Annotated in this window: 28 protein-coding genes; 27 read left to right on the top strand and 1 reads right to left on the bottom strand. The window is 29.1% G+C overall.

Annotated features, from left to right (window positions below):
• Positions 1-24: 24 nt before the first annotated feature.
• Positions 25-738 (top strand): hypothetical protein, encoded by a 714-nt coding sequence (locus WN975_RS12280; protein ID WP_337966788.1) that lies wholly within the window; start codon positions 25-27, stop codon positions 736-738.
• A 102-nt stretch (positions 739-840) separates the two neighbouring features.
• Here WN975_RS12280 and WN975_RS12285 read toward each other — a convergent pair whose 3' ends face one another.
• Positions 841-1,641: a S24 family peptidase gene (locus tag WN975_RS12285; RefSeq protein ID WP_337966789.1), complete on the bottom strand. Its 801-nt coding sequence runs from the start codon at positions 1,639-1,641 to the stop codon at positions 841-843.
• Between the two features lie 284 nt (positions 1,642-1,925).
• Between WN975_RS12285 and WN975_RS12290 the strand changes: the two genes are divergently transcribed.
• From WN975_RS12290 to WN975_RS12415, 26 genes are all read left to right on the top strand, one after another.
• Entirely contained in the window at positions 1,926-2,501 is a 576-nt protein-coding gene (locus WN975_RS12290) for a hypothetical protein (RefSeq protein WP_337966790.1), read from the top strand.
• Between the two features lie 114 nt (positions 2,502-2,615).
• On the top strand, positions 2,616-2,795 hold the full coding sequence (locus WN975_RS12295; protein WP_110889218.1) for a hypothetical protein: 180 nt from the start codon (positions 2,616-2,618) through the stop codon (positions 2,793-2,795).
• Between the two features lie 305 nt (positions 2,796-3,100).
• Positions 3,101-4,261 (top strand): DUF2586 domain-containing protein, encoded by a 1,161-nt coding sequence (locus tag WN975_RS12300; protein WP_337966791.1) that lies wholly within the window; start codon positions 3,101-3,103, stop codon positions 4,259-4,261.
• Between the two features lie 126 nt (positions 4,262-4,387).
• Positions 4,388-4,813, top strand: coding sequence for a hypothetical protein (locus WN975_RS12305; protein ID WP_035684757.1), 426 nt, complete (start codon positions 4,388-4,390; stop codon positions 4,811-4,813).
• 426 nt (positions 4,814-5,239) lie between these two features.
• Positions 5,240-5,584: a hypothetical protein gene (locus WN975_RS12310; protein ID WP_337966792.1), complete on the top strand. Its 345-nt coding sequence runs from the start codon at positions 5,240-5,242 to the stop codon at positions 5,582-5,584.
• Positions 5,585-5,620: 36 nt separating this feature from the next.
• Entirely contained in the window at positions 5,621-6,598 is a 978-nt protein-coding gene (locus tag WN975_RS12315; RefSeq protein ID WP_337966793.1) for a hypothetical protein, read from the top strand.
• A gap of 3 nt (positions 6,599-6,601) precedes the next feature.
• Positions 6,602-7,336 (top strand): hypothetical protein, encoded by a 735-nt coding sequence (locus WN975_RS12320; protein WP_337966794.1) that lies wholly within the window; start codon positions 6,602-6,604, stop codon positions 7,334-7,336.
• 227 nt (positions 7,337-7,563) lie between these two features.
• On the top strand, positions 7,564-7,761 hold the full coding sequence (locus tag WN975_RS12325) for a hypothetical protein (protein ID WP_337966795.1): 198 nt from the start codon (positions 7,564-7,566) through the stop codon (positions 7,759-7,761).
• 3 nt (positions 7,762-7,764) lie between these two features.
• Positions 7,765-8,118 carry a hypothetical protein gene (locus tag WN975_RS12330; protein WP_337966796.1) on the top strand — a complete coding sequence of 118 codons (354 nt, stop codon included), beginning with the start codon at positions 7,765-7,767 and terminating at the stop codon, positions 8,116-8,118.
• Complete coding sequence (locus WN975_RS12335) at positions 8,118-8,429, top strand: hypothetical protein (RefSeq protein ID WP_337966797.1); 312 nt, start codon at positions 8,118-8,120, stop codon at positions 8,427-8,429. The genes WN975_RS12330 and WN975_RS12335 overlap by 1 nt, the downstream gene beginning before the upstream one ends.
• A 39-nt stretch (positions 8,430-8,468) precedes the next feature.
• Positions 8,469-9,083 (top strand): hypothetical protein, encoded by a 615-nt coding sequence (locus tag WN975_RS12340; RefSeq protein ID WP_337966798.1) that lies wholly within the window; start codon positions 8,469-8,471, stop codon positions 9,081-9,083.
• Between the two features lie 459 nt (positions 9,084-9,542).
• Positions 9,543-10,070 (top strand): hypothetical protein, encoded by a 528-nt coding sequence (locus WN975_RS12345; protein ID WP_337966799.1) that lies wholly within the window; start codon positions 9,543-9,545, stop codon positions 10,068-10,070.
• A 20-nt stretch (positions 10,071-10,090) separates the two neighbouring features.
• On the top strand, positions 10,091-11,032 hold the full coding sequence (locus WN975_RS12350) for a hypothetical protein (RefSeq protein WP_337966800.1): 942 nt from the start codon (positions 10,091-10,093) through the stop codon (positions 11,030-11,032).
• A gap of 95 nt (positions 11,033-11,127) precedes the next feature.
• Positions 11,128-11,637, top strand: a complete 510-nt coding sequence (locus tag WN975_RS12355) for a hypothetical protein (protein ID WP_337966801.1) — start codon at positions 11,128-11,130, stop codon at positions 11,635-11,637.
• A gap of 99 nt (positions 11,638-11,736) precedes the next feature.
• On the top strand, positions 11,737-12,270 hold the full coding sequence (locus tag WN975_RS12360; protein WP_337966802.1) for a hypothetical protein: 534 nt from the start codon (positions 11,737-11,739) through the stop codon (positions 12,268-12,270).
• Between the two features lie 21 nt (positions 12,271-12,291).
• On the top strand, positions 12,292-12,966 hold the full coding sequence (locus WN975_RS12365) for a hypothetical protein (protein WP_337966803.1): 675 nt from the start codon (positions 12,292-12,294) through the stop codon (positions 12,964-12,966).
• A gap of 25 nt (positions 12,967-12,991) precedes the next feature.
• Positions 12,992-13,336: a hypothetical protein gene (locus tag WN975_RS12370; RefSeq protein ID WP_337966804.1), complete on the top strand. Its 345-nt coding sequence runs from the start codon at positions 12,992-12,994 to the stop codon at positions 13,334-13,336.
• Between the two features lie 3 nt (positions 13,337-13,339).
• Positions 13,340-13,891: a hypothetical protein gene (locus WN975_RS12375; RefSeq protein WP_337966805.1), complete on the top strand. Its 552-nt coding sequence runs from the start codon at positions 13,340-13,342 to the stop codon at positions 13,889-13,891.
• 135 nt (positions 13,892-14,026) lie between these two features.
• Positions 14,027-14,704 (top strand): hypothetical protein, encoded by a 678-nt coding sequence (locus WN975_RS12380; protein ID WP_337966806.1) that lies wholly within the window; start codon positions 14,027-14,029, stop codon positions 14,702-14,704.
• Positions 14,705-14,802: 98 nt separating this feature from the next.
• Positions 14,803-15,327 carry a hypothetical protein gene (locus WN975_RS12385; protein WP_337966807.1) on the top strand — a complete coding sequence of 175 codons (525 nt, stop codon included), beginning with the start codon at positions 14,803-14,805 and terminating at the stop codon, positions 15,325-15,327.
• 784 nt (positions 15,328-16,111) lie between these two features.
• Entirely contained in the window at positions 16,112-16,594 is a 483-nt protein-coding gene (locus WN975_RS12390) for a M15 family metallopeptidase (protein WP_337968987.1), read from the top strand.
• A gap of 4 nt (positions 16,595-16,598) precedes the next feature.
• The gene (locus WN975_RS12395) at positions 16,599-17,069 is read left to right on the top strand and encodes a hypothetical protein (RefSeq protein ID WP_337966808.1); all 471 of its coding nucleotides are present in this window, start codon (positions 16,599-16,601) and stop codon (positions 17,067-17,069) included.
• A gap of 6 nt (positions 17,070-17,075) precedes the next feature.
• Positions 17,076-17,408, top strand: a complete 333-nt coding sequence (locus WN975_RS12400; RefSeq protein ID WP_337966809.1) for a hypothetical protein — start codon at positions 17,076-17,078, stop codon at positions 17,406-17,408.
• A 235-nt stretch (positions 17,409-17,643) separates the two neighbouring features.
• Positions 17,644-17,946, top strand: a complete 303-nt coding sequence (locus WN975_RS12405) for a hypothetical protein (protein ID WP_337966810.1) — start codon at positions 17,644-17,646, stop codon at positions 17,944-17,946.
• Positions 17,933-18,235, top strand: a complete 303-nt coding sequence (locus WN975_RS12410; RefSeq protein ID WP_099708940.1) for a hypothetical protein — start codon at positions 17,933-17,935, stop codon at positions 18,233-18,235. The genes WN975_RS12405 and WN975_RS12410 overlap by 14 nt, the downstream gene beginning before the upstream one ends.
• Before the next feature lie 202 nt (positions 18,236-18,437).
• Positions 18,438-19,517 (top strand): hypothetical protein, encoded by a 1,080-nt coding sequence (locus WN975_RS12415; RefSeq protein ID WP_337966811.1) that lies wholly within the window; start codon positions 18,438-18,440, stop codon positions 19,515-19,517.
• Position 19,518 lies beyond the last annotated feature (1 nt).

Raw genomic sequence — 19,518 nt, forward strand, 5'->3', positions numbered from 1 at the left:
GCAGATTAAAGAATCTTACAAACTATGGTAAAAAAAACAATCATCTCACTTCTACTGACTATTTCATTTATTGCGATTAGTAATGCTCAAAAAAACAAACTTGCTGAGCTTCATAACATGTATTGTGAGGAACAATGCGATTTTTATCACAAACATTTAGACTATTTGTCTAAACTTCCGAGTTGGCCTCCATCTCCTCTAGAAATAAGCCATGAAAAAGACACTCTAATGCCATTGTTCAAAATCCCGTTAGTAGAAAGAAAAAAAATGTTTCCCTTTTCTAAATATGATTCTGTATATATTGTGACACCAAAATACAATGATGATAAGGAACCACGAAATTATATTAAATCAAAATTTCATGACTCAAAGACTTTGGTCACTGAGGAGCAAATGAATAAAATTTCAGATATTCTTTTTAACTATTACGAAGTAATATATAATAAATTTATCACTACCAGATACACAATAACAGGCCGTAATGGTATTAAAGATACCTATCCTAAAATTATTTTGGTTTTTGTAAAAAATGGTAAAAGCAAAGATTACATTGCATTTCCTAGTCAGGTATTTCGAAGAACAAGTTTTAATAATAAAGAATTAGAAGGTTTAGATCTCTGTGCCGAAAAAGAAAAAATGATAATGGAAATGTTTGGTGTAAGTCTGGAAGAACCAAGTGGAGATACAATATTAGAAGACGAACCTGGCGTATTGCGTGAGGAGTATAAAGAAAACTAATTTTCTTCTTTTTATCACAAACAAAGCATCAAAACATAATGAACTAAAAATGTATAATAAATAAAAAAACTGCAACATAACGTTGCAGTTTTTTTATTTTATCTAGTTTAGCTTTTTTCTCAAAGTCTCTTCCATTTCGTAGAATTTACTTTCGAGATCATGAATCTTTTCATAAATATTAATTGGATCCGGCATTTGTTTAGAAGCGTACATACTTGCGTACCAAACTTCCAGAATATCCTCGGCATAAATAGAATACATCGGGTAATTTCCGTCTCTGTTGTCTGATTTCAGGATTAATTTTCCGCTTTCTCTAATTCGGTTTAAAACCCTTTTTACCACTACTCCATCATTCTTACTGATAATAACATAGATTCTTCCGTCAAGGATATCATCAAAATTATCGACATATTTCCCAAAAAGATAATCTCCGTCATGGATTGTTGTTGACATCGAATTTCCTTTAATTTCAAAACATCTGTAAGTTCCGTTTTTTAGCATTGGCATACTAAATGAAGGAAGTGTTTCCATGTATTCCGGATCTGAATATCCGTCTAAATAACCAGCGCGGGCTTTTACTCCAACAAAATTAATATTTTCTTCTCCGTCTTCGTTTACCGTAATAATCTTTGGCAGATTTAAACCAACTTCTGCAGTTGTTTTATTGGTGAAAATTTCATCGCTGTCTCCAAAAAAATAATCCGGATTTACATTACAATGTCTAATTATACTTTGGAGCAAATCAAAACCAGGTTTGGTTCTTTTTCTATCTCCGTCAGTTTGCAATCTTCCAATAGTGATACTATCTATTGTGGTGCTGGTTACTCCTATTAACTTCGCAAATGAGTTATTGTTTAACTTCATCTCGTCTATAATACGTTTTATCTTAGTATGTATTTCCATGTTGTAGTTATCTTTATTGTTTTATGTAATATGTTTTAGTCAAAACAAAACATTCCACTATATGTTGCAAAGCTAAATAATATATCTTGAATAATTGCACTCTTTTACTTTTTTTCTTTAAAATAGCTGATTTACAAGCTATTTGTAACCCATTTCTTATTGTATTACTTGAACATTCAGGATAAATAATTAAATCATATTACTGAAATAACTGCATTTTTTAATGTAATATGTTGTGTAAATTAAAACATATGTTGTATATTTGTAAAAAATAAATCCACCATATGATTCTAAAAGACTTTTATACCGAAAAAAAGAACGCAATCGAAGCGGGGTTCACTTCTAATGCGCCAACAGTTCAACTTTATAGTGATGCTGTTTTTAAAACTTCTATCGAAACACCGTTAGCAATGTTTAAATACGATACTGTAAACTGGGAAACATCTTCTGAAAAAAATTACAAAGCCGATGTATCATTCTCGTTGTATATCGTATTGCCAGTTGACACTATTTCTTCAACAAGTTATGCAAATGCATTTGACATTGCACAACGAATCGACAAAGCCGTATTGTCTAATAGCAATAGTAATGCTCTTATTGACACTAATTCGACTTTTAAAATTAGAGAAAAGCAATGTACAAACGAACATACTTATTGGAACAAAAATGATTATTTCATCTGGGAGATCACTTATAAAACAACATTGATCGAAAATGTCTTAAAAAAGAAATATATCCTTTTTAACAACGGACTAAGCAATGAAGAATTAGAAGATCTGGGATATGACTTAACTTCTGGAATAATCGGGATAAATCCAAATCAGGTTCAGGGAGATATTGATTTAAACACCAATAATTAATCATAAAAGTTTATTCATCTAAAACTGTAAAATCCATGAATTAAAACGCATAAAATCTAAGCCACCAAAAAACGCAAAGCAAAATTAAATTAATCCTATCATTAAATACCACAGATGAAAAGAAGCAGAACACTATTAGACAAAAGGAGAGATTATGTTATTAACTATCTTAATAGAAATCAAGCTAAACAAATGAAAGTTGTAGTATCTGAACTTTCGGATACTTTGTTCCTGACGGAGCGTACCATTTATACGATTATAAATGAAGGTCTCGCTACAGAAGCCCGAGCTTAATGCACTGAAACTACTGACTTTGACCATCAAAAAAATTGGAAAAAGCAACATTGAATCTTAAATTTGTACTCGATATCAAAAGCAAATTTATCTCTTGGCCAAGAGCAAAATTCAATTAAAAAATCAGTTTTTACAAATCATCCAAAAATAGAAATTCTGCTTTTTTGGATTCTGAATTACAAATAGCATTTTAAAAAATAAATCATTGATTATAACAAGTTTCGCTACTTGTTACAGCCCCTCTTTTGCCCTTTTTTGAGCAAAAACCCAAAAACAAATTTTTAAACAATTAAACATTTTATATTATGAGTAAATTAAACGATGTAGTAATTAACAAACTATCAGGCGGATTAGGAAGAAGAACTCCAGAACAAGACATGGTTTCAGGATTGCTTTTTAGCGGAGTTACCACTGAAGACCTTGAGGCTGACAAAGTAGTTCTTTTAGCTTCATTAGAAGATGCTGAAGCATATGGCATTAAAGAATCAGGCGATGTAGGTGGTCAATCTGTTTACTACCAAATTCAACAATTTTTCAGAATGAATCCTTCTGGTGATTTGTACATCATGAAAACAGCAGCAACCTCATATAAAGTTATTGCCGGGAAAGCAAAAGATATGCAGGAAAAAGCAAACGGAAACATTCGTCAATTGGCAATCATTTATTCTGGAGCAACAACATTTGCAGATACACTAGATGCTGTGGCGGTAGCACAAACACAAGCCAATGATGCTTATGTAGATTATATGCCTTTTGAAGTTATCCTTGAAGGAAAAGGGTTTGATGTTCACAGCGCAACTTCTTTAGCTGGATTAAATGCAGAAAACGTATCTGTAGTTGTTACTATGGATGTTGAAAAAGCAGATGATTTTCCAAACTCTGCAGCAGTTGGATTAGCATTAGGAGCAATTTCTAAAGCAAAAGTATCTGAAAACATTGCTTGGATCGAAAAATTCAACTTAACTGGTGAAGGTTTCGCAAAAGCTGGTTTTGTAGGCGGAGAAGAAGTTAAAACTCTTGGACTCTTAGGAGACTTAAACGAAAAAAGATACATTTTTGCAAGAACTCATACTGGTTTACCAGGCGTTTATTTTAACGATAGTGCTACTTGTACTTCAGGTACATCTGACTTTGCTTATGTAGAAAACAACCGTACAATCAACAAAGCAACTCGTTTATTACGTTCTGCTTTATTGCCAAAATTGGCTTCTCCGGTTTTAGTAGATATTGATGGAAAATTGCCACAATCAGTTTCAAAAAGCTTTGAAGGTTTATGCAGATCTGCTTTAGAAGGAATGATTGCAAATCAGGAAGTTTCGGCTTTTGATGTTTATGTAGATCCAAAACAAAACATTTTAGCAACTTCTGAATTAAAAGTAAAAGCAGAAATCACTCCAGTTGGAACTGCTCGTAAAATTATGGTTGATCTTGGATTCAAAAATCCTTTTGGAATCGACAAAGCATAATTTACCATTCACAAAACAATAAAAATTCACCAATGTTATCGCCATTCTTCAGTTGTTGCAAAACACTGAAGAAGGTCATAGCTCCTGAACGTTATCGGGATTATTAAAAAACAAATAAAGCTACATATGAATAAATTACCATTAATTAACGGACAACAACACAGCTGGTCATCTATCGAAGTAAGTATTGCAGGTAACATCGTTACTGGTATTACGGCTGTAAACTATAGTGACTCAGTATCTAAAGAAAACCATTACGGAGCCGGAGATATGCCGGTTCACAGAGGTAGAGGAAAATATGAGGCAAAAGCTTCAATCACTTTATACAACTATGAAGTAGAAGCGATCTTAGCCGCTTTGCCAAAAGGACAAAGATTACAAGATATTAATCCATTTAGCATCATCGTAAGTTACCTTGATGATAGTAACGAAGTGATTACACATACAGTAAGAAACTGTGAGTTTAACTCAAACAGCAGAGGAATTAGCCAGGGAGATACTAAAATTGCAGTTTCTTTTGACTTGATCTGTTCTCACGTTGAGTGGAATTAATCAGCCGATAAATTCCTAAAACCATAATCCCCTTCCCTGTCTCTAAAACCGACTAAAAAGAGAAAACCAATATCAAACGCGTTACGCAAAAAAGAAGTTCAAAAGCAACATGATTTTTGCAAGCAAACTATTCTACACGCTCTTTATTAGTCCGTTTTAAGCAGGGAATTTACTTCAAGAGGCTGCTTTGAGGGTATTCAACTTCAATAGAAATAACTCAGGCAGCCTCTTTTTTTTATCCCTTTTCATAAATAATTCAATTTCTATTAAGAATAGAAAAACGTCAATCAGTTACTAAAACCGATATGACATTTATACTTGTGTCTGGCAGAATTATGCATTGTTATTGCATTTCAGCAAAAGCAAAAGACACCACTAAATCTGACATCAATTACCCAATCATAAAAACAAACAATATCTCTCAAAATGGAAAACACAATCTCAAAAACTGCCGATGTTCTTGACGGAAATATTACTCAAGCACAACTAAACCAATGGAAATACAAGCATAAAAAAGTAGTCAAACTGACTATTGCAGATGATGACGAAACTACATTATTCGCCTATTTCAAAAAACCGGATATGAGCATTCGATCTGCAGTATTGCAAGCTTCAAAAATGGATGAATTCAAGGCTCTTGAAGTCTTATTCAAAAACTGTTATTTGGGCGGCGATGGCAAAATTGAGCAAGAAGACGATTTACGTCTCAATATTACCACGGCATTCTCAGATCATATTCAACCAAAACCTGTAAAAATCGAGGTAATCTAAAAAACCTTTTTCTGTTCTCCTTAAAACTCCATAATAATGATTGTTAAAAACCACGATATAGAACTAAAAGACACCAGCGCTTCTGAAATGGCCAGGTTTAGGCAAATTATGCTGAGTATTTGGCGTCAGCAAATTGAAGATGATAAAAATGCTGTAGGGATGGAAAATTTCATTACAGAAAATTATGAATCTTCAAACTTTTCTATTAAAAGTTCAAAAGAAAAAAATCCTATATATAGCCTTGACGGCGAGTATTTAGGCAGTAATCAACAAACTTCCAAAAAGAATAATTCAGCTTTCTTAGGTGAAAAAGACGATAAAGGCGGATTTATCAACATTAGACCACTTACTGACGACCATACCAAATTCATAAAAAAAGCATCGACTGCATATGGCGAAAGTTCCGCTTATAGATCAAAAATGACAGATGATCTAAGGAAAGAATTATTTGCTATCGCTTCGGCTTTAGAGAGAAATAGTATTGCATATGGAGAAAATAGTGCCTTAGCTAAAAAATTCAGATCAACTTCAAAAGAAAAAAGAAACGGAACAAAAATGCAATATGCAATAGCCGCAGAGATAAATGTTTTAACTAATGGATTTGATTATAGTTATGGTGCTGATGCTTGGGATGGACAAGACCAGACAATGTTTACTTCTACAGATTATCGCCTTTCAACAGGAACATATGAGTTACATAAAAACACATTAGGCTGGACAATTTCAGACGAACATTATAAAATATGGTCGAAAAATGTTGGCAAGAATTTTGATGCTCCTCAAATTAGTTTCACACCATATTTTGATAAGAAATCTGCTAGTAAATTTGATGAGAGATATATTAAAAATAATGAATATTATAAAGAAGGTAGAATTAATCTTAAATCTACAGCCGTATACAATGGAACTATTTTTTGGAAGGTTTTAAAAGGTAAAGATATAATAAAAGCTTACCCTTGGAATATTCCAAATCGACCAGCAGAGCCTGGATTTTTAGATAATTTTAAAAAATAACTTATGCGAATTCAAAAATTTCTTTTCCTTTTAGCATTAGCAACAATCATAAGCTGTAATAAAACAGTAAAAAAAGATGAATCTATATCTTTAGACAAAAAATCTATAGCTGAAAAAAAATCTAAAATTAGTTTGACTATAGACAATGAAAAGATATCTGATTATTATTTTGATGAATCTAAAAAACTAGTTAAAATTGAGGAATATCTCAGTAATGGAGAATTGGATCGTGAAATTAATTTAGAATATAAAAAAGGTAAATTTGATTATGCTTTCTTCGGATCTGATAAAAATGAGAAAGATGACTGGTCATCCAATTACTATTCAAATATTGAACTATACAATGATTTTTTAATCACAAAAAATATAAAAATTGATAATCCTTTCATGCTTTCCAGTGAAGTAAGTGATATTCAAAAGTTAATAGCTAATATTGAGAGCTTTCAAAAAATAAAGAGAAATAATCAAACGATTTTTAAATCTAAAAAACTAAATCTCAATATAAGATTTGATCCATCTAAAATAACAATATTTATCCCCCTTAATTCTATTATAAATAATTTCGAGTATGTCTTAGATAATAATGGGTATTTAATCGAAGAAGCAATCGGCTTTAATCATGGTGTATTGACAATAAAGTACTTTTATAAAAAACAAAAGATTAGCAAAATCATTTATTCTTTAAGATATAACAGTGGGAAAATGCTTGTATCAAATCAAAACTATATTTCTTTATAAGATTTTACCTCTAACCACCCAGAAGACTAATGTACACAAAATAAGAAATAATTGAGAACTTAAAAAATGGTGAAATTATTTCACTATTCGAAGGAATGTATTATTTTGCTTATTTTGATGCCGAAACATTAGAGTTGCTTTATATAATGAAAAAAGCAGGATATATAGAAGTTGATGGTTCTTATTGATTAAAAATCTAATTTCTGATGTTTTCTAAAAAATCAATTATGCTTAATTTACCAAAACTAGATTTTTTATATTTTAACCCAGAACATACAGAAGAAAATTTCTTTAATGCAAGAGAACTTTATTATGCCAAAGTAGACTGGGATGAAAGACATTTTGAAGATTATACTGAAACTTGCTCTTTTGAAGAATTGATTTACTTAATGATCTATATTCATAAAGAGAAATATCCATTTTAATATATGAAAACAATTGAGTTTACCAATAAAGCATTTAATATTGAAAGAATGATTGGTGTTAAAATTGAATTATTAAATAATGATATAATTGCATTAGCACAAATATGTAGTAGAGATTGGACAGTTGAAGAAGCTCAACTAATAATTGATGAATCTAAAAACTTAACAGGGAAAGAAATATATGATTATGTCGTTCCTGGAACAGAGTTAAGAATTTCAGTTGATAAAGATTATGCCTCTTTTTTTGATTGGAGAACATCTCAGGAGGAAGAAGATTTTAGTTGGACTTTTGAAGAATTTATTGATTTTATGGAGGCATTCAAAGATTTTATTTCCAAAAACCGTCCAACAGACTAATGAATCCAAAAGAACAAGTAGTTGAAAATCTAAAAGTTTGGTTAGAAAAAACAAATGTCATTTCATATGATAAAGATATTGGTTTGCGATGCAGAGAAAAAGAAATTAAAGAGTTAAGAGATGGAAAAACAGAAAAAGAAGTTTATGTTGTATCTTTTAAAACAGAAAGTGATATCGAATACAATGAAAACGGAGAAATTATTTCTTTGTTTGAAGGAATGTATTGCTACGCCTATTTTGATGCCGAAACATTAGAACTTCTTTATGTAATGACAAAAGCACGATATTTAGACGTTGATGGTTCTTATTAACCAAAAATCTAATTTCTGATATTTTCTAAAAAATCAACTATGACCAATTTACCAAAGCTAGATTTCTTATATTTCAATCTGGAACATACAGAAGAGAACTACCTGAATAACAAAGAACTATATTACAGTAAATTTGAATGGGACGATAGACGATTTAAATCTTATGCTCAAAAATGTTCTTTTGAAGAACTTATTTATCTAATGATTTATATCTATAAAGATAAATATCCTAGGAGTATATTTGATTCCGCTATTTCTTTAGATTATGAAAGACAAAATTTATTATCCCATACCAATAAAAAGGGAAGAGCTATAAGTGAAAATAAATATCTCTTTAATAATTTCTTGAGAAAAGAAGTTACTGGCATGATTTCTCAATTTCATAGCGAAGAATATACAGAAGATGAAATTATCGAGAAATATTGGCGAGGTGAATTTTATATGCAAAATCTTTTCCTGGAGTTTAATCAAGAGGTTCCGATTCATATCATCGACAAAGCTCTGGAAGGAAAGGAATATATCAAAACTGAAAAAGATGGCGTATTACTTTATGAAGTAAAAGACAGTCCAATAGCTTCGTTAGAAATTACCAAAAACAGTATAAAATTGAATATTAACGAAGACAAAGTAATATTTTATGTTTCGGTTTGGTAATAATACTTAAATCTTTTCGCAAATATTAATGCCTGATTTCTGATATATTTTCCAAAAAAAGCGATTACTTTTAAATAAAAATCGGAGAAATTAAAAATAAAGGATAAAAATCAATATCTGTTTTTTTCTATTAAAAATGGCTACAATTATCTATATTACAATCTAAAAGTAAGAGGATGAGATCAAGAATAAATAGACTAGTTTTTTTTGAAATATTATTTTTTGCAATTTATTTAATCATATGTTCTATTCCTGAATATACCTTAGAAAAACATTTAAAGTTTTTATTAATCCTTTCTTTCTTGTCTTTGAGTATAATATTTTCTTTAGCAACAATAATTTACATGTCAATGAGAAGAGAAATAATTTATACAAAAATTGCAATAGCATGTATTCCTATAATGTATTTACTTGCAATATTTATATCAGTTAAAATTCGATAGAAAATCATTAAAAAATATGAAAATCCAAAAAATTCTATTTCTTCTTATATTTAGTATTGCAAGTGCTCAGAATAAAAGTCAAAAATCTCAATTTATTCAAAAAAATATAGAATCATGCCGTATACCTATAAATGATTCTACAAGTGTATTTAAAATTCATGAGAATTTGTATCAAAATGATATTGATATTATTATAAAAACTGAAAATACAATTACTAATGAATGTTCGAATGTAACAATTAGTGACGAACTGATTGCTAAAATTAATAATTCTCAAAATCCATTACTAGAGATCAATAAACATCTTGTTAATGATATTAATATAGCTGATTTTAAGAATCTGATTCCAACGAAAATATATTCCATAAAGAAAACAGAATACACTATTCTTGTAATTGAATTATATAATTTTTCGTATACAACTGTTGGAAGTACTTACATTAACCTTTGTTTTAAAATCAATTCCGGCGGAAAAATTATAAAAAAGAAAATATTAGAATCAAGGTCCTCAATGAAAATAGATAAACTTTCAAAAATAATCTAATAATCAATATCTCTCAAAAAATGAGAAAAACAATTAGCATCCTTTCCGTTTCTTGTTTGCTATTATTCTTTTGCAGCTTGAAAACTAAAAAAAATGATGCTACTTATACACTTGCTTTTGTAAAAGAAGTATATATTGATAAAGGAAATTATACCTACAATGATGCTGCAACTGATAGTATTTTTACCAAAGGCGATGGAGAAAGAACTGAAAATTTCATTGGTGTTTTTCTGGAAAAACAGGATACTGTTACAGTCTTCAAATTAAATCAGGATTCAGATGAAAATCCTGAAAAATTTTCCTTTTGGTCAAAAAAGAAAAGCAATCAATCCATAACGTTTTATTGTTCAACGGGAGATGCTATAAAAGTTACTTTTAGTAATCAAAATAACATTCTTGTCAATAACGATACGTATCAGGTAAACAAAGAATATTATGGATTTTTAAAACAAAAAATACTTGTTGAAAAATCAATTTTAGATTTAACTTTTTTCTTAAAAGATGGTTATGGAGATTATGAACAGTCTCTGGAACCATTAAATAAAAACTGGAGAAATCAAAAAGAAGATCCTCGATTTAAGATTCTTAAAGCTAAAATTAAAAATAAAAACTACCAAACTGATGACCAGTTTTTCAATTATAATTTTACTTATAAATATGACAAAAATGGCACGTTGAAAAACATTTCCGGAGAAAACAGTTTCAATAAAAATCTTGTCAAAGAAGATCCAAAATATATTGTGTATGCTGTAAACAGATCCGTAAATGAGAGAGCTTTAGATAATGAATATGTATATCAAAACAAAAAAACTTTTTTTGATTCTATTGTTGGAAACAGAGTTCTATATTCTAACGCAACAGCTTACTATTACACCAAATATCAGTCAGAATTAAAAATTAAAGTTGTAAATTCTAAACCAAAAAACATTCAGGAAATTATTGCTATTTTGGATGTAAAATAGTTTGAGCAAACGATAGTTTTCCGAAGGATTCATTTATAAAATCTTCTAATTATTGCAAAAAACCGCTATATTACGATAAAATTGAATTTCGAAAAATGAGAAAAACAATACTTATAGCCTTTGTATTTTTAATATGTTCCAGTGTGAAAATCAATGCTCAATCTACTTCAGATTCGTTAGAAGAAGCGGTTATTAATTACTTGAAAACAAGTGAAGATATTCAACTAAAACATGATGTTTTGTATGTAAGGTTCTACGCTATTCCAACAAAATACATCATTTATATCCAGAATTACAGAAACAAACCTTGCGAAAAAGACGTTTCAAGATCTCATATATACAAAGCATTTACATTACCCGAAAACAGAAATATTTATTTTGTAAATGAATTTATAGAAAAAAGAGAGACAAATAAGCTCCTATTTCTTAATGATGCTGAATGCGAAAATTTGAAAGATGAGTCGACATTGTCAGAATCTATTATGCTATTAATAGATAATAATTTTTCAATAGAAAAGAAAGTAATTGGTATTAATTATGATTTTTCAATGCAGGAATTATTATGCAAAATTCGCACAGAAAATTCTTCTGTAAAGAAAAAGTAATATTGTATCTTTCAATTAGGAAATCATACTGAAATCTTTTTTTGCGAATATCAAACATTTAATTTCTGATATGTTTTCTAAAAATTCTACCAGTAAAAAATGAGAAAAATAGTAGTTACAATTAGCATTATTTATATCCTGTTTTATAGTATAAATGTGAACGCTCAATTTCCTGTTGCAGATTCATTAGAAAATGTAACTAAAAATTATCTAAAAAAATACAGTTCTTCTAATAAGCAAATTTATATTGTAGCCAGGTTTTATTCCTTACTTGATAAATATATAATATACATTGTACCTCGCAGTGATAAATTGTGTAAAGACACTGATGGTATCTATAAAATACAAAATATAGATGGATTCATGAATGTATATTTTATTAATGATTTCATGACCTCGATTAAACCAAATGAAGAAAACATGCATTTTTTTCTTACTGACGAAGAATGCAAAGAAGACAAATTAACAATATTTGAAACAATGTCAGTAATGTTGTTAGTTGACAGAAAGTTTTCAATCGAAAAAGAAGCGACAGGAATTGATTACTATTCCTTAAAAGAAGACTTATTATGTCCAACATCACCACAATCTGTGGAAAGAGCCCGTGTCAGAAAAAAATATGGTAAACTATAACGTTGCTTCATACATTGTAAAATGAAAAATAAACTTTTAATCCTTTTATTGATTTGCTTTATCAGTTGTAAAACTGAACCAAATAAAATTAACAATAAGAAAAAAAATGTAAAGCAAGTCTCCATTGATAGTGTCTTTATTGACGAACATACAGGAGGTATTATTGTAGCAGATACATTCCATTTAAAAAACAATTACACGTTAATAACTTTTCCTGCTTTAGATAAAGGAAAAAAGGTAATCAATTTTAGATTAATTAAAGAAAAAAAAGATAACACTTACTTATTAACAAATTCATTTGAGTCACCTAATATTCCAATTTATAAAGGTAACGATTTTAAAAAATATTTTGTTTTGCATGCAAGCTTCGGTACTCATAATTTTTATTTTTGGTTGTATGATAAAGAAACAGGAGAGGAAGTTTTTACAGCTATCGGAATGGATTTTGATTTAAAAAATGAGTTAATTTTATATTCAGATGAAGATGATGATTACAAATTTTTCATTTATGATGTAAATTCCAAAGTAAAAACATTCATAGACATACCATATGATTTAATGGGTAAACATGAATGTACAAGCTATAATGATTCCTATAAAACTATTTATATAAAAAGAGTTACAGACAAATATTATTATTTAGGATTTAGAGATTGTCCTTCTAAAATTGAATTTAAAGTAAAGAAAGCAGAGTAATAATATATATCTATCCTTTTCACTAATGAGCAATACCAAAAGAGAAAAACTATTTGATGGATTTGAAAGTGATATAATCCATCAAACATTTAAGATTGAATGTCCAAATAAAAAAGTCAATATCAAGATTACTGATTTTATTGATAATTCTTTAGAAGATATACTCAACTATATTAATGAATCGGATCTAAAACAAATTGTATCAGATCTAAAACTTAGGAAAGTAGATTCTTTTATTCCAAAATATAAATCAGTTGATAATCTCGACCTATATTTTTGTATTAAAGAAGATCTGATACTTCTGTTTTCTTATGGAGAAATACAACCAATGCGATATGTAATGTTCTTAGAAGCAATCTATCAATCTTAGATAATGAAAAAAAATCTGACCTCAACTTTTCTTCTAGTTATTGTGTTTTTCATCAATACTTCTAGTATTAATATAACTTTTTCGGACGATTTTAATTTTAATCAAATTTTTAAAACATTAGAAATTAGCCAAAAAATAAAACTAATAAGATCCCAGGATAGCGATTTTTTTCTTGCAAATCTTCATACTTGTAAATCATCCTTTTATAAAGATCTAATAAAAAGCAAAACTTATTACCTAAGTGAAAATAAAACCCAAAATAATATCGCCTTAACCGAATATATTTTTAAGGATTCTATTTCTGCTAAAAAAGCTTTTGAAATAGCCAATAATTATGCAAATTATATCCGAAAGTTGGAGAGAAAAAATTACGATAAAAGATGTTATGAAATTTGGGATGAACAGGTCTATTATGCAAGACAAAGAGAAAATCATATTTATCTTTTTAATACATTAGACAATATAATTTTCACAGAAAAAAATAATAGTGCCGAAGCTTTCTTTAACAATAGTAAAGAAGTTTTAATAGATGATTTTTACAATGAGTTTAAATAATTTGATCTACAAATTATTCTAAAAAACAGATCACTATGAAAAAAATCATTTTTCTTTTTTTATTGATTTTTGCATATTCTAATTCTCAAAACAAAGAATGTATTGATAAAAAAATTAAGATTGAATATTTATCAGATGGAAAAAATTAAATTTAGTAAAATAGATTTTAGTTATGGCGCTCTTCCTGAAGACGAAATTATTTATGCATATGGAGTAGATTACGATTCTCTGGATAAAAAGCATAAATCGTTGTTTCAAATTGCATGGCAAGGCTGGACAGTAAAAGAAGTTCAAATGATTATTGACAAATCTAAGAGTTTAACCGGAAATGATATTTATGACTATGTTGTTCCAGGAACTGAATTAACTATTTCTATTGACAAAGAGTGTGTCTGTTTTTTTGATTGGAGAACCGCTCAGGAAGAAGAAGATTTTAACTGGACTTTTAATGAATTTATTAATTTTATGGAAGCATTCAAAGATTTTATTTCTAAAAACCTTCCAATTACAAAAGAACAAGCAATTGAAAATCTAAAAAATTGGATTAATAAGACCAACGTCATTTCATACGACGATCGAATAGGCTTCAATTGTTGGGACAAAGAATTAAAAGAATTAAGAGATGGAAAAACAAAGGAAGTTTATGTAATTTCTTTTAAAACAAAAAGTACTAATTTAGAGTATGATGAAGATGGCAAAATTATTTCCTTTTTTGAAGGAATGTATTACTTTGCTTATTTTGATGCCAAAACACTAGAGTTGCTTTACATCAGTAAAAAAGCTGGATATATTGAAGTTGATGGTTCTTATTAATCTTCAAATTTCGGATATTGCTTCTAAAAAATAACTATGACGAATTTATCAAAACTAATTGTTTCTATATTTTATAAAGATTTCATTAAAACCAAAATATGAATACAAAAGAAATAGGCACTAAAAAAGAAATTTTCATTTCGATAGATAATAATGTTTCCGGTAGATGGTTTTCAACAATATCATTTATTATAAACGATTATGATTTTGAATATAATGAAGATGAAAATCTTAGTTTTTTATGCGTAGATTTTGAAGTTTTTCATGTCGCAATTGAGAACCAAACCCAGATGTTTAAAGACAATTACTTCTGGTCTTTTACTGATGATGAGATAATTCAAAAATGGAATAAATACTTTAATACTAAAACAATTGAGGAAATGGAAAATCCGGAAATTGAATTATTAGATGAAAAATTTCATACTGTTATGATTCCTTTTAATAGCAGGTTTTTTAATTTATGGGTTTTTATAGGATATATAAAAGATGATGTATGGCACTGGAAGGTTTGGGAAACAATAAATCCCAAAGAGGTATTAAACTTTAAAATTGCTGCACAAAGTTTGAATGAAGTTTTAATTCAGACGCCAATTTATCTTAGAGAAAACATCTTATTAGATTAATTGTTTGTCATTCATGAAATAACCATTTTTCTACTTTGAGAAACGATGATTTTTTATACTTGCATTTTTTAATTAATACTATGAAAATCATAATACGAATATTCTTTTTTATCGGAGTTCTTCTTTTTCTTTTAAGCTATTTTATTAGTCCATATACTGTCAATGAAGGAGATTTAATAGTTATTGACAGTGATGTTGTAGGATTTTTAAAAATGCTTTATGCGATTATTAGTATTATTTTTGGATGTTTGTCTTTTGTATTTCTTCGGATTTTCAAAAATAAAATTTACCTGATTTTTTCTCTTATTTTACTTATTATCAATTTAATATTCTTGTGTAAAATGTTTTTATATTTTGATAAATTTCTACAATAAATATTTAGTTTAATGTTCTTATTAACTGCAAATTTATCATCACTTTCTTAAATCCCTGTTTTGTAGAAAAACAGGGATTTTTTTTTATCTAATTATCTCACTTTCAAAGCATAAAACAAGGCAATAAAAAACACAAAAATCTCTACTGAAACTACTGATTTACAACTTCATATTATTTTTTCAACACGCTATTTCGGCGTATTTTTACACTGTAATTAAAAGCACTTATTCTATCAAAATTATTGTTCTAAAAAAGAAGCATTTTCAGCATTTATTTAAGGAATTCTTTTAACCGAAAATAAGCTTCAAAACACAAATAATCTTACCGAATAATTAAAAATCCTGATTGTTTTCGAATAATCCGGAAAGGCTTTTTATTCTCAAAAATGAAATCATTAATAAATACAAATATGGATCAAACAACAAAAAAACACATTGATTTGCTTCATCCTTCGGTCAGGGAAGAAGTTACCAAAATTATTGAGGAATGTGATCTTGCTTTAACCGGAAAAGCTAAAGTGAGAATTACGCAAGGACTCAGATCTTTTCAGGAACAAGAGGATCTTTATGCTTTTGGACGAACTAAACCCGGAAAAAAAGTAACGAATGCTAAGGGCGGACAATCTGTTCATAATTATGGTTTTGCTGTAGATATTTGCCTGATTATAGACGGCAAAACTGCTTCCTGGGATACTGCTAAAGATTGGGATAACGACAAAATATCTGATTGGCAGGAATGTGTCAAAATTTTCGCCAAATACAACTGGAACTGGGGCGGAGACTGGAAAACATTTAAAGATCTTCCGCATTTTGATAAAAAAGGTTATAGCGATTGGAAGGTTCTAAGTAAGCTAAAACGCGACAGAAAAAACTATGTAATCTTATACAAATAAACAAATGAAGCTTTCAAAATTAAAACTTGCATCGTTTCTAATTGTTCTTTTGTTTACAATTACTTCTTGCATTTCGACAAAAACGGCGCTTTACGATCAATATTCTTATCAAAAAACTACGGAATTAAAAGTAGAAACAATAAAATTAATGAATGTTGCAAACCAGCCTTATAATCTTCATAAAGAAGAAGTTCAGAATTTATTACTTGATCTTGATAAATTAGCCGAATATGAAAAAAACAAGCCTAATAACGAAATCACTTTTGCAATGTGGAAGGTTTTAAATGATAAAGAAAAAAATCTTTTGGCTGGTTTTTTAAAACGATGGGAAACAAAAGGAATTCTTTCTCAGGCTTTTCTGGAGGAATCCAAAAAACAGGTTTTAGATGCTTTGGATTTACTTATTCAATATGAAATTAAAAAAGACAAGGAATCGAAAGAGGAACTTTTAAATCTAATCAATATAAACACATAAAAACCAATGGATAACGATAAAATTATAGGTGAAATAAAAAGCAAATTAAAGACGATTATAACAAATAGTTATAAAGATCTTAAACCTGAATTAGAAAAGGATTTAAATGCTTTTTTGGAAACATCAAGAGAAAAACTCGAACGTTGGTTTCAGCTTTCGGCTTCTGGTGACATTACCGAAGAAGAATTAGAATGGCTCATAAAAAGTCAGCTTGACTTGGTGACTTTACAAACGCTTCAAACTGCCGGAATATCAAAAATCAGATTGAATACTCTTAAAAATAATATTGCAAAAATAATCTTCAAAGTTATTATCGAACTAATTATTCCGGTAATCTGAAAACCTTGTTTTTCAACTTCAAAAAACAAGAACAAATACAAACCAAAACACTCATTATCAGTAAATTAAAATCGAAAATCAACTTACTGAAACTACTGATTTGTAAGCTTCAAAATCTTGGTTAAAGAGTAAGCATGGCGTATTTTTACAGTATCAAATAAAGCAACATCTTTTGGATATGGCGCGCAAATTCAAAGGAGAAATTAATTAATAAAACAACAAATAATAACGACATATGAAAGATTTTATCGTAGATGAAGACTTGTTAATTATAGAGGACGCTTCTGGCTATGGCGATTTTGCTATTAAAGAGTCTGATCAGCAAAACATCGAACATTTACTGCTAAGTCAAAAAGGAAGTTATAAAGAGTTTCCGATACTTGGAGTAGGAATTAAAAAATACATTAACAGTCCGGATGCAACTTCCAGGCTAAGACTTGAAAACGAAATAGATAAACAATTATCGTATGACAACTTTTATGTAAAAACATTAGATGTCAACGATTTACAAAACATTAGAATCGATGGAAACTATTAAACCACAGGAAAACCAAAACATTTTTGACCTGTCTTTGCAAGAATATGGAAGTATAGAAAAAGTATTCGACCTTCTTGAAGACAATGATCAGTTTAACATTACTGAAGATATTTCGGTATATCAGGATTTAAAAATTGGAAGAGAAGCCTTTAAAAAGGATATTGTAGAATATTACAATTCCAGAAATCTAAAGCCCGCAACGGCTCTTACGGAAGAAGAAGAGTTTTTACTGGACAATTTCTCGGGAATTGATTATATGATTATTGAAGATGATTTTATCATTTATTAATAAAAATTCCTTCACTACAATTTCTCAAAATATCAGTTTTAAAACATTCAAAAGACTGAAATTTTACTTTTAAAATCTGCTCTTTTAGAATTCTCTAAAAAGAAAACTACATCTCAGTAGTATTTACAAAAAAACATCAAACAATTATCTATAAGCATATTACACATGTCTTACAGGCTAATCTATATTAAAAAACGAAAATATGGCACGTACAATTGCTGAAATACAGAAGGAAATTCTGGACGAAAAGGAGAAACAACCTTCTTTGAAAAAGTTAAATAATGACTCAAAAACAGCCATTTGGAAACTTTGGATCAATATAGTAGCGACCGCTATTTGGGTTCACGAAAAAATAGTAGAAAAAAATGCCTTGATTTCAAGACCTCACACCTTGAATTGGTATAGAGAACAGGCTTTGAATTTTCATTACGGAATGACTTTGGATCCGGATTCCAGCAACGGAATGTCTTTGATTTGGAAAGATGGCTTATACCAATTTGACACTGAAGGACTTGAACCTGATGAAATTGAAGCTTCTAAAATTATCAAACATTGTGCTGTAAGCGAGATTGACTTAGAAACGGTGCTTAATCCAGATTCTAAACCACAAGAAATCCTATCAGATTATTTTCATAACAAAGTTGGGGTTGTTTTTATAAAAGTTGCCACTGTAAAAGACGAACAAATTTCGAGAATCGATGTTCCAAATCAGCTTTTTGCTTTCAAAGAATACATTGCAAAAATCAAAGATGCAGGAAATCAAGTTTATATAAGTTCTGATCAGGGCGATATTCTAAAATTAAGTCTGAATGTTTATGTCGATCCTTTGACTATTTATATCAATCCAAAAGATATTGAATATTATCAATTAAAAAGTTTAAGCAGATCATTAACCCAAGATGAACAAAAAAAATTAGACGATTACGAAGCTGCTCTGCCAGAAGATCCATTAGATACAAGAAATGGTTCTTTGATCTCTGAAAGTGAAGCATTTCCAGTATTAGACTCTCTAAATGATCATTTGAAAAACATTGAATTTAATGGTGCATTTGTAAAAACATATTTAGTTGATGCCATTCAGAAAGCGCAAGGAGTTAAGATTCCGATTTTAGCAAAAGTTCAAACCGCTGCTGCAACAAACCCAAATGATGCGCCAAATACTTCACCTCTGGATGTGACTAACTTAGAATATTTCATTCCAAGAGCAGGTTACTTTGATATGGAAACTCTTGAGGTTGAGGTAAACTATATTCCGTATACATTTTACAGAGATAAACAATAGT

The sequence above is a fragment of the uncultured Flavobacterium sp. genome (assembly GCF_951805225.1).
Taxonomy (GTDB): Bacteria; Bacteroidota; Bacteroidia; order Flavobacteriales; family Flavobacteriaceae; genus Flavobacterium.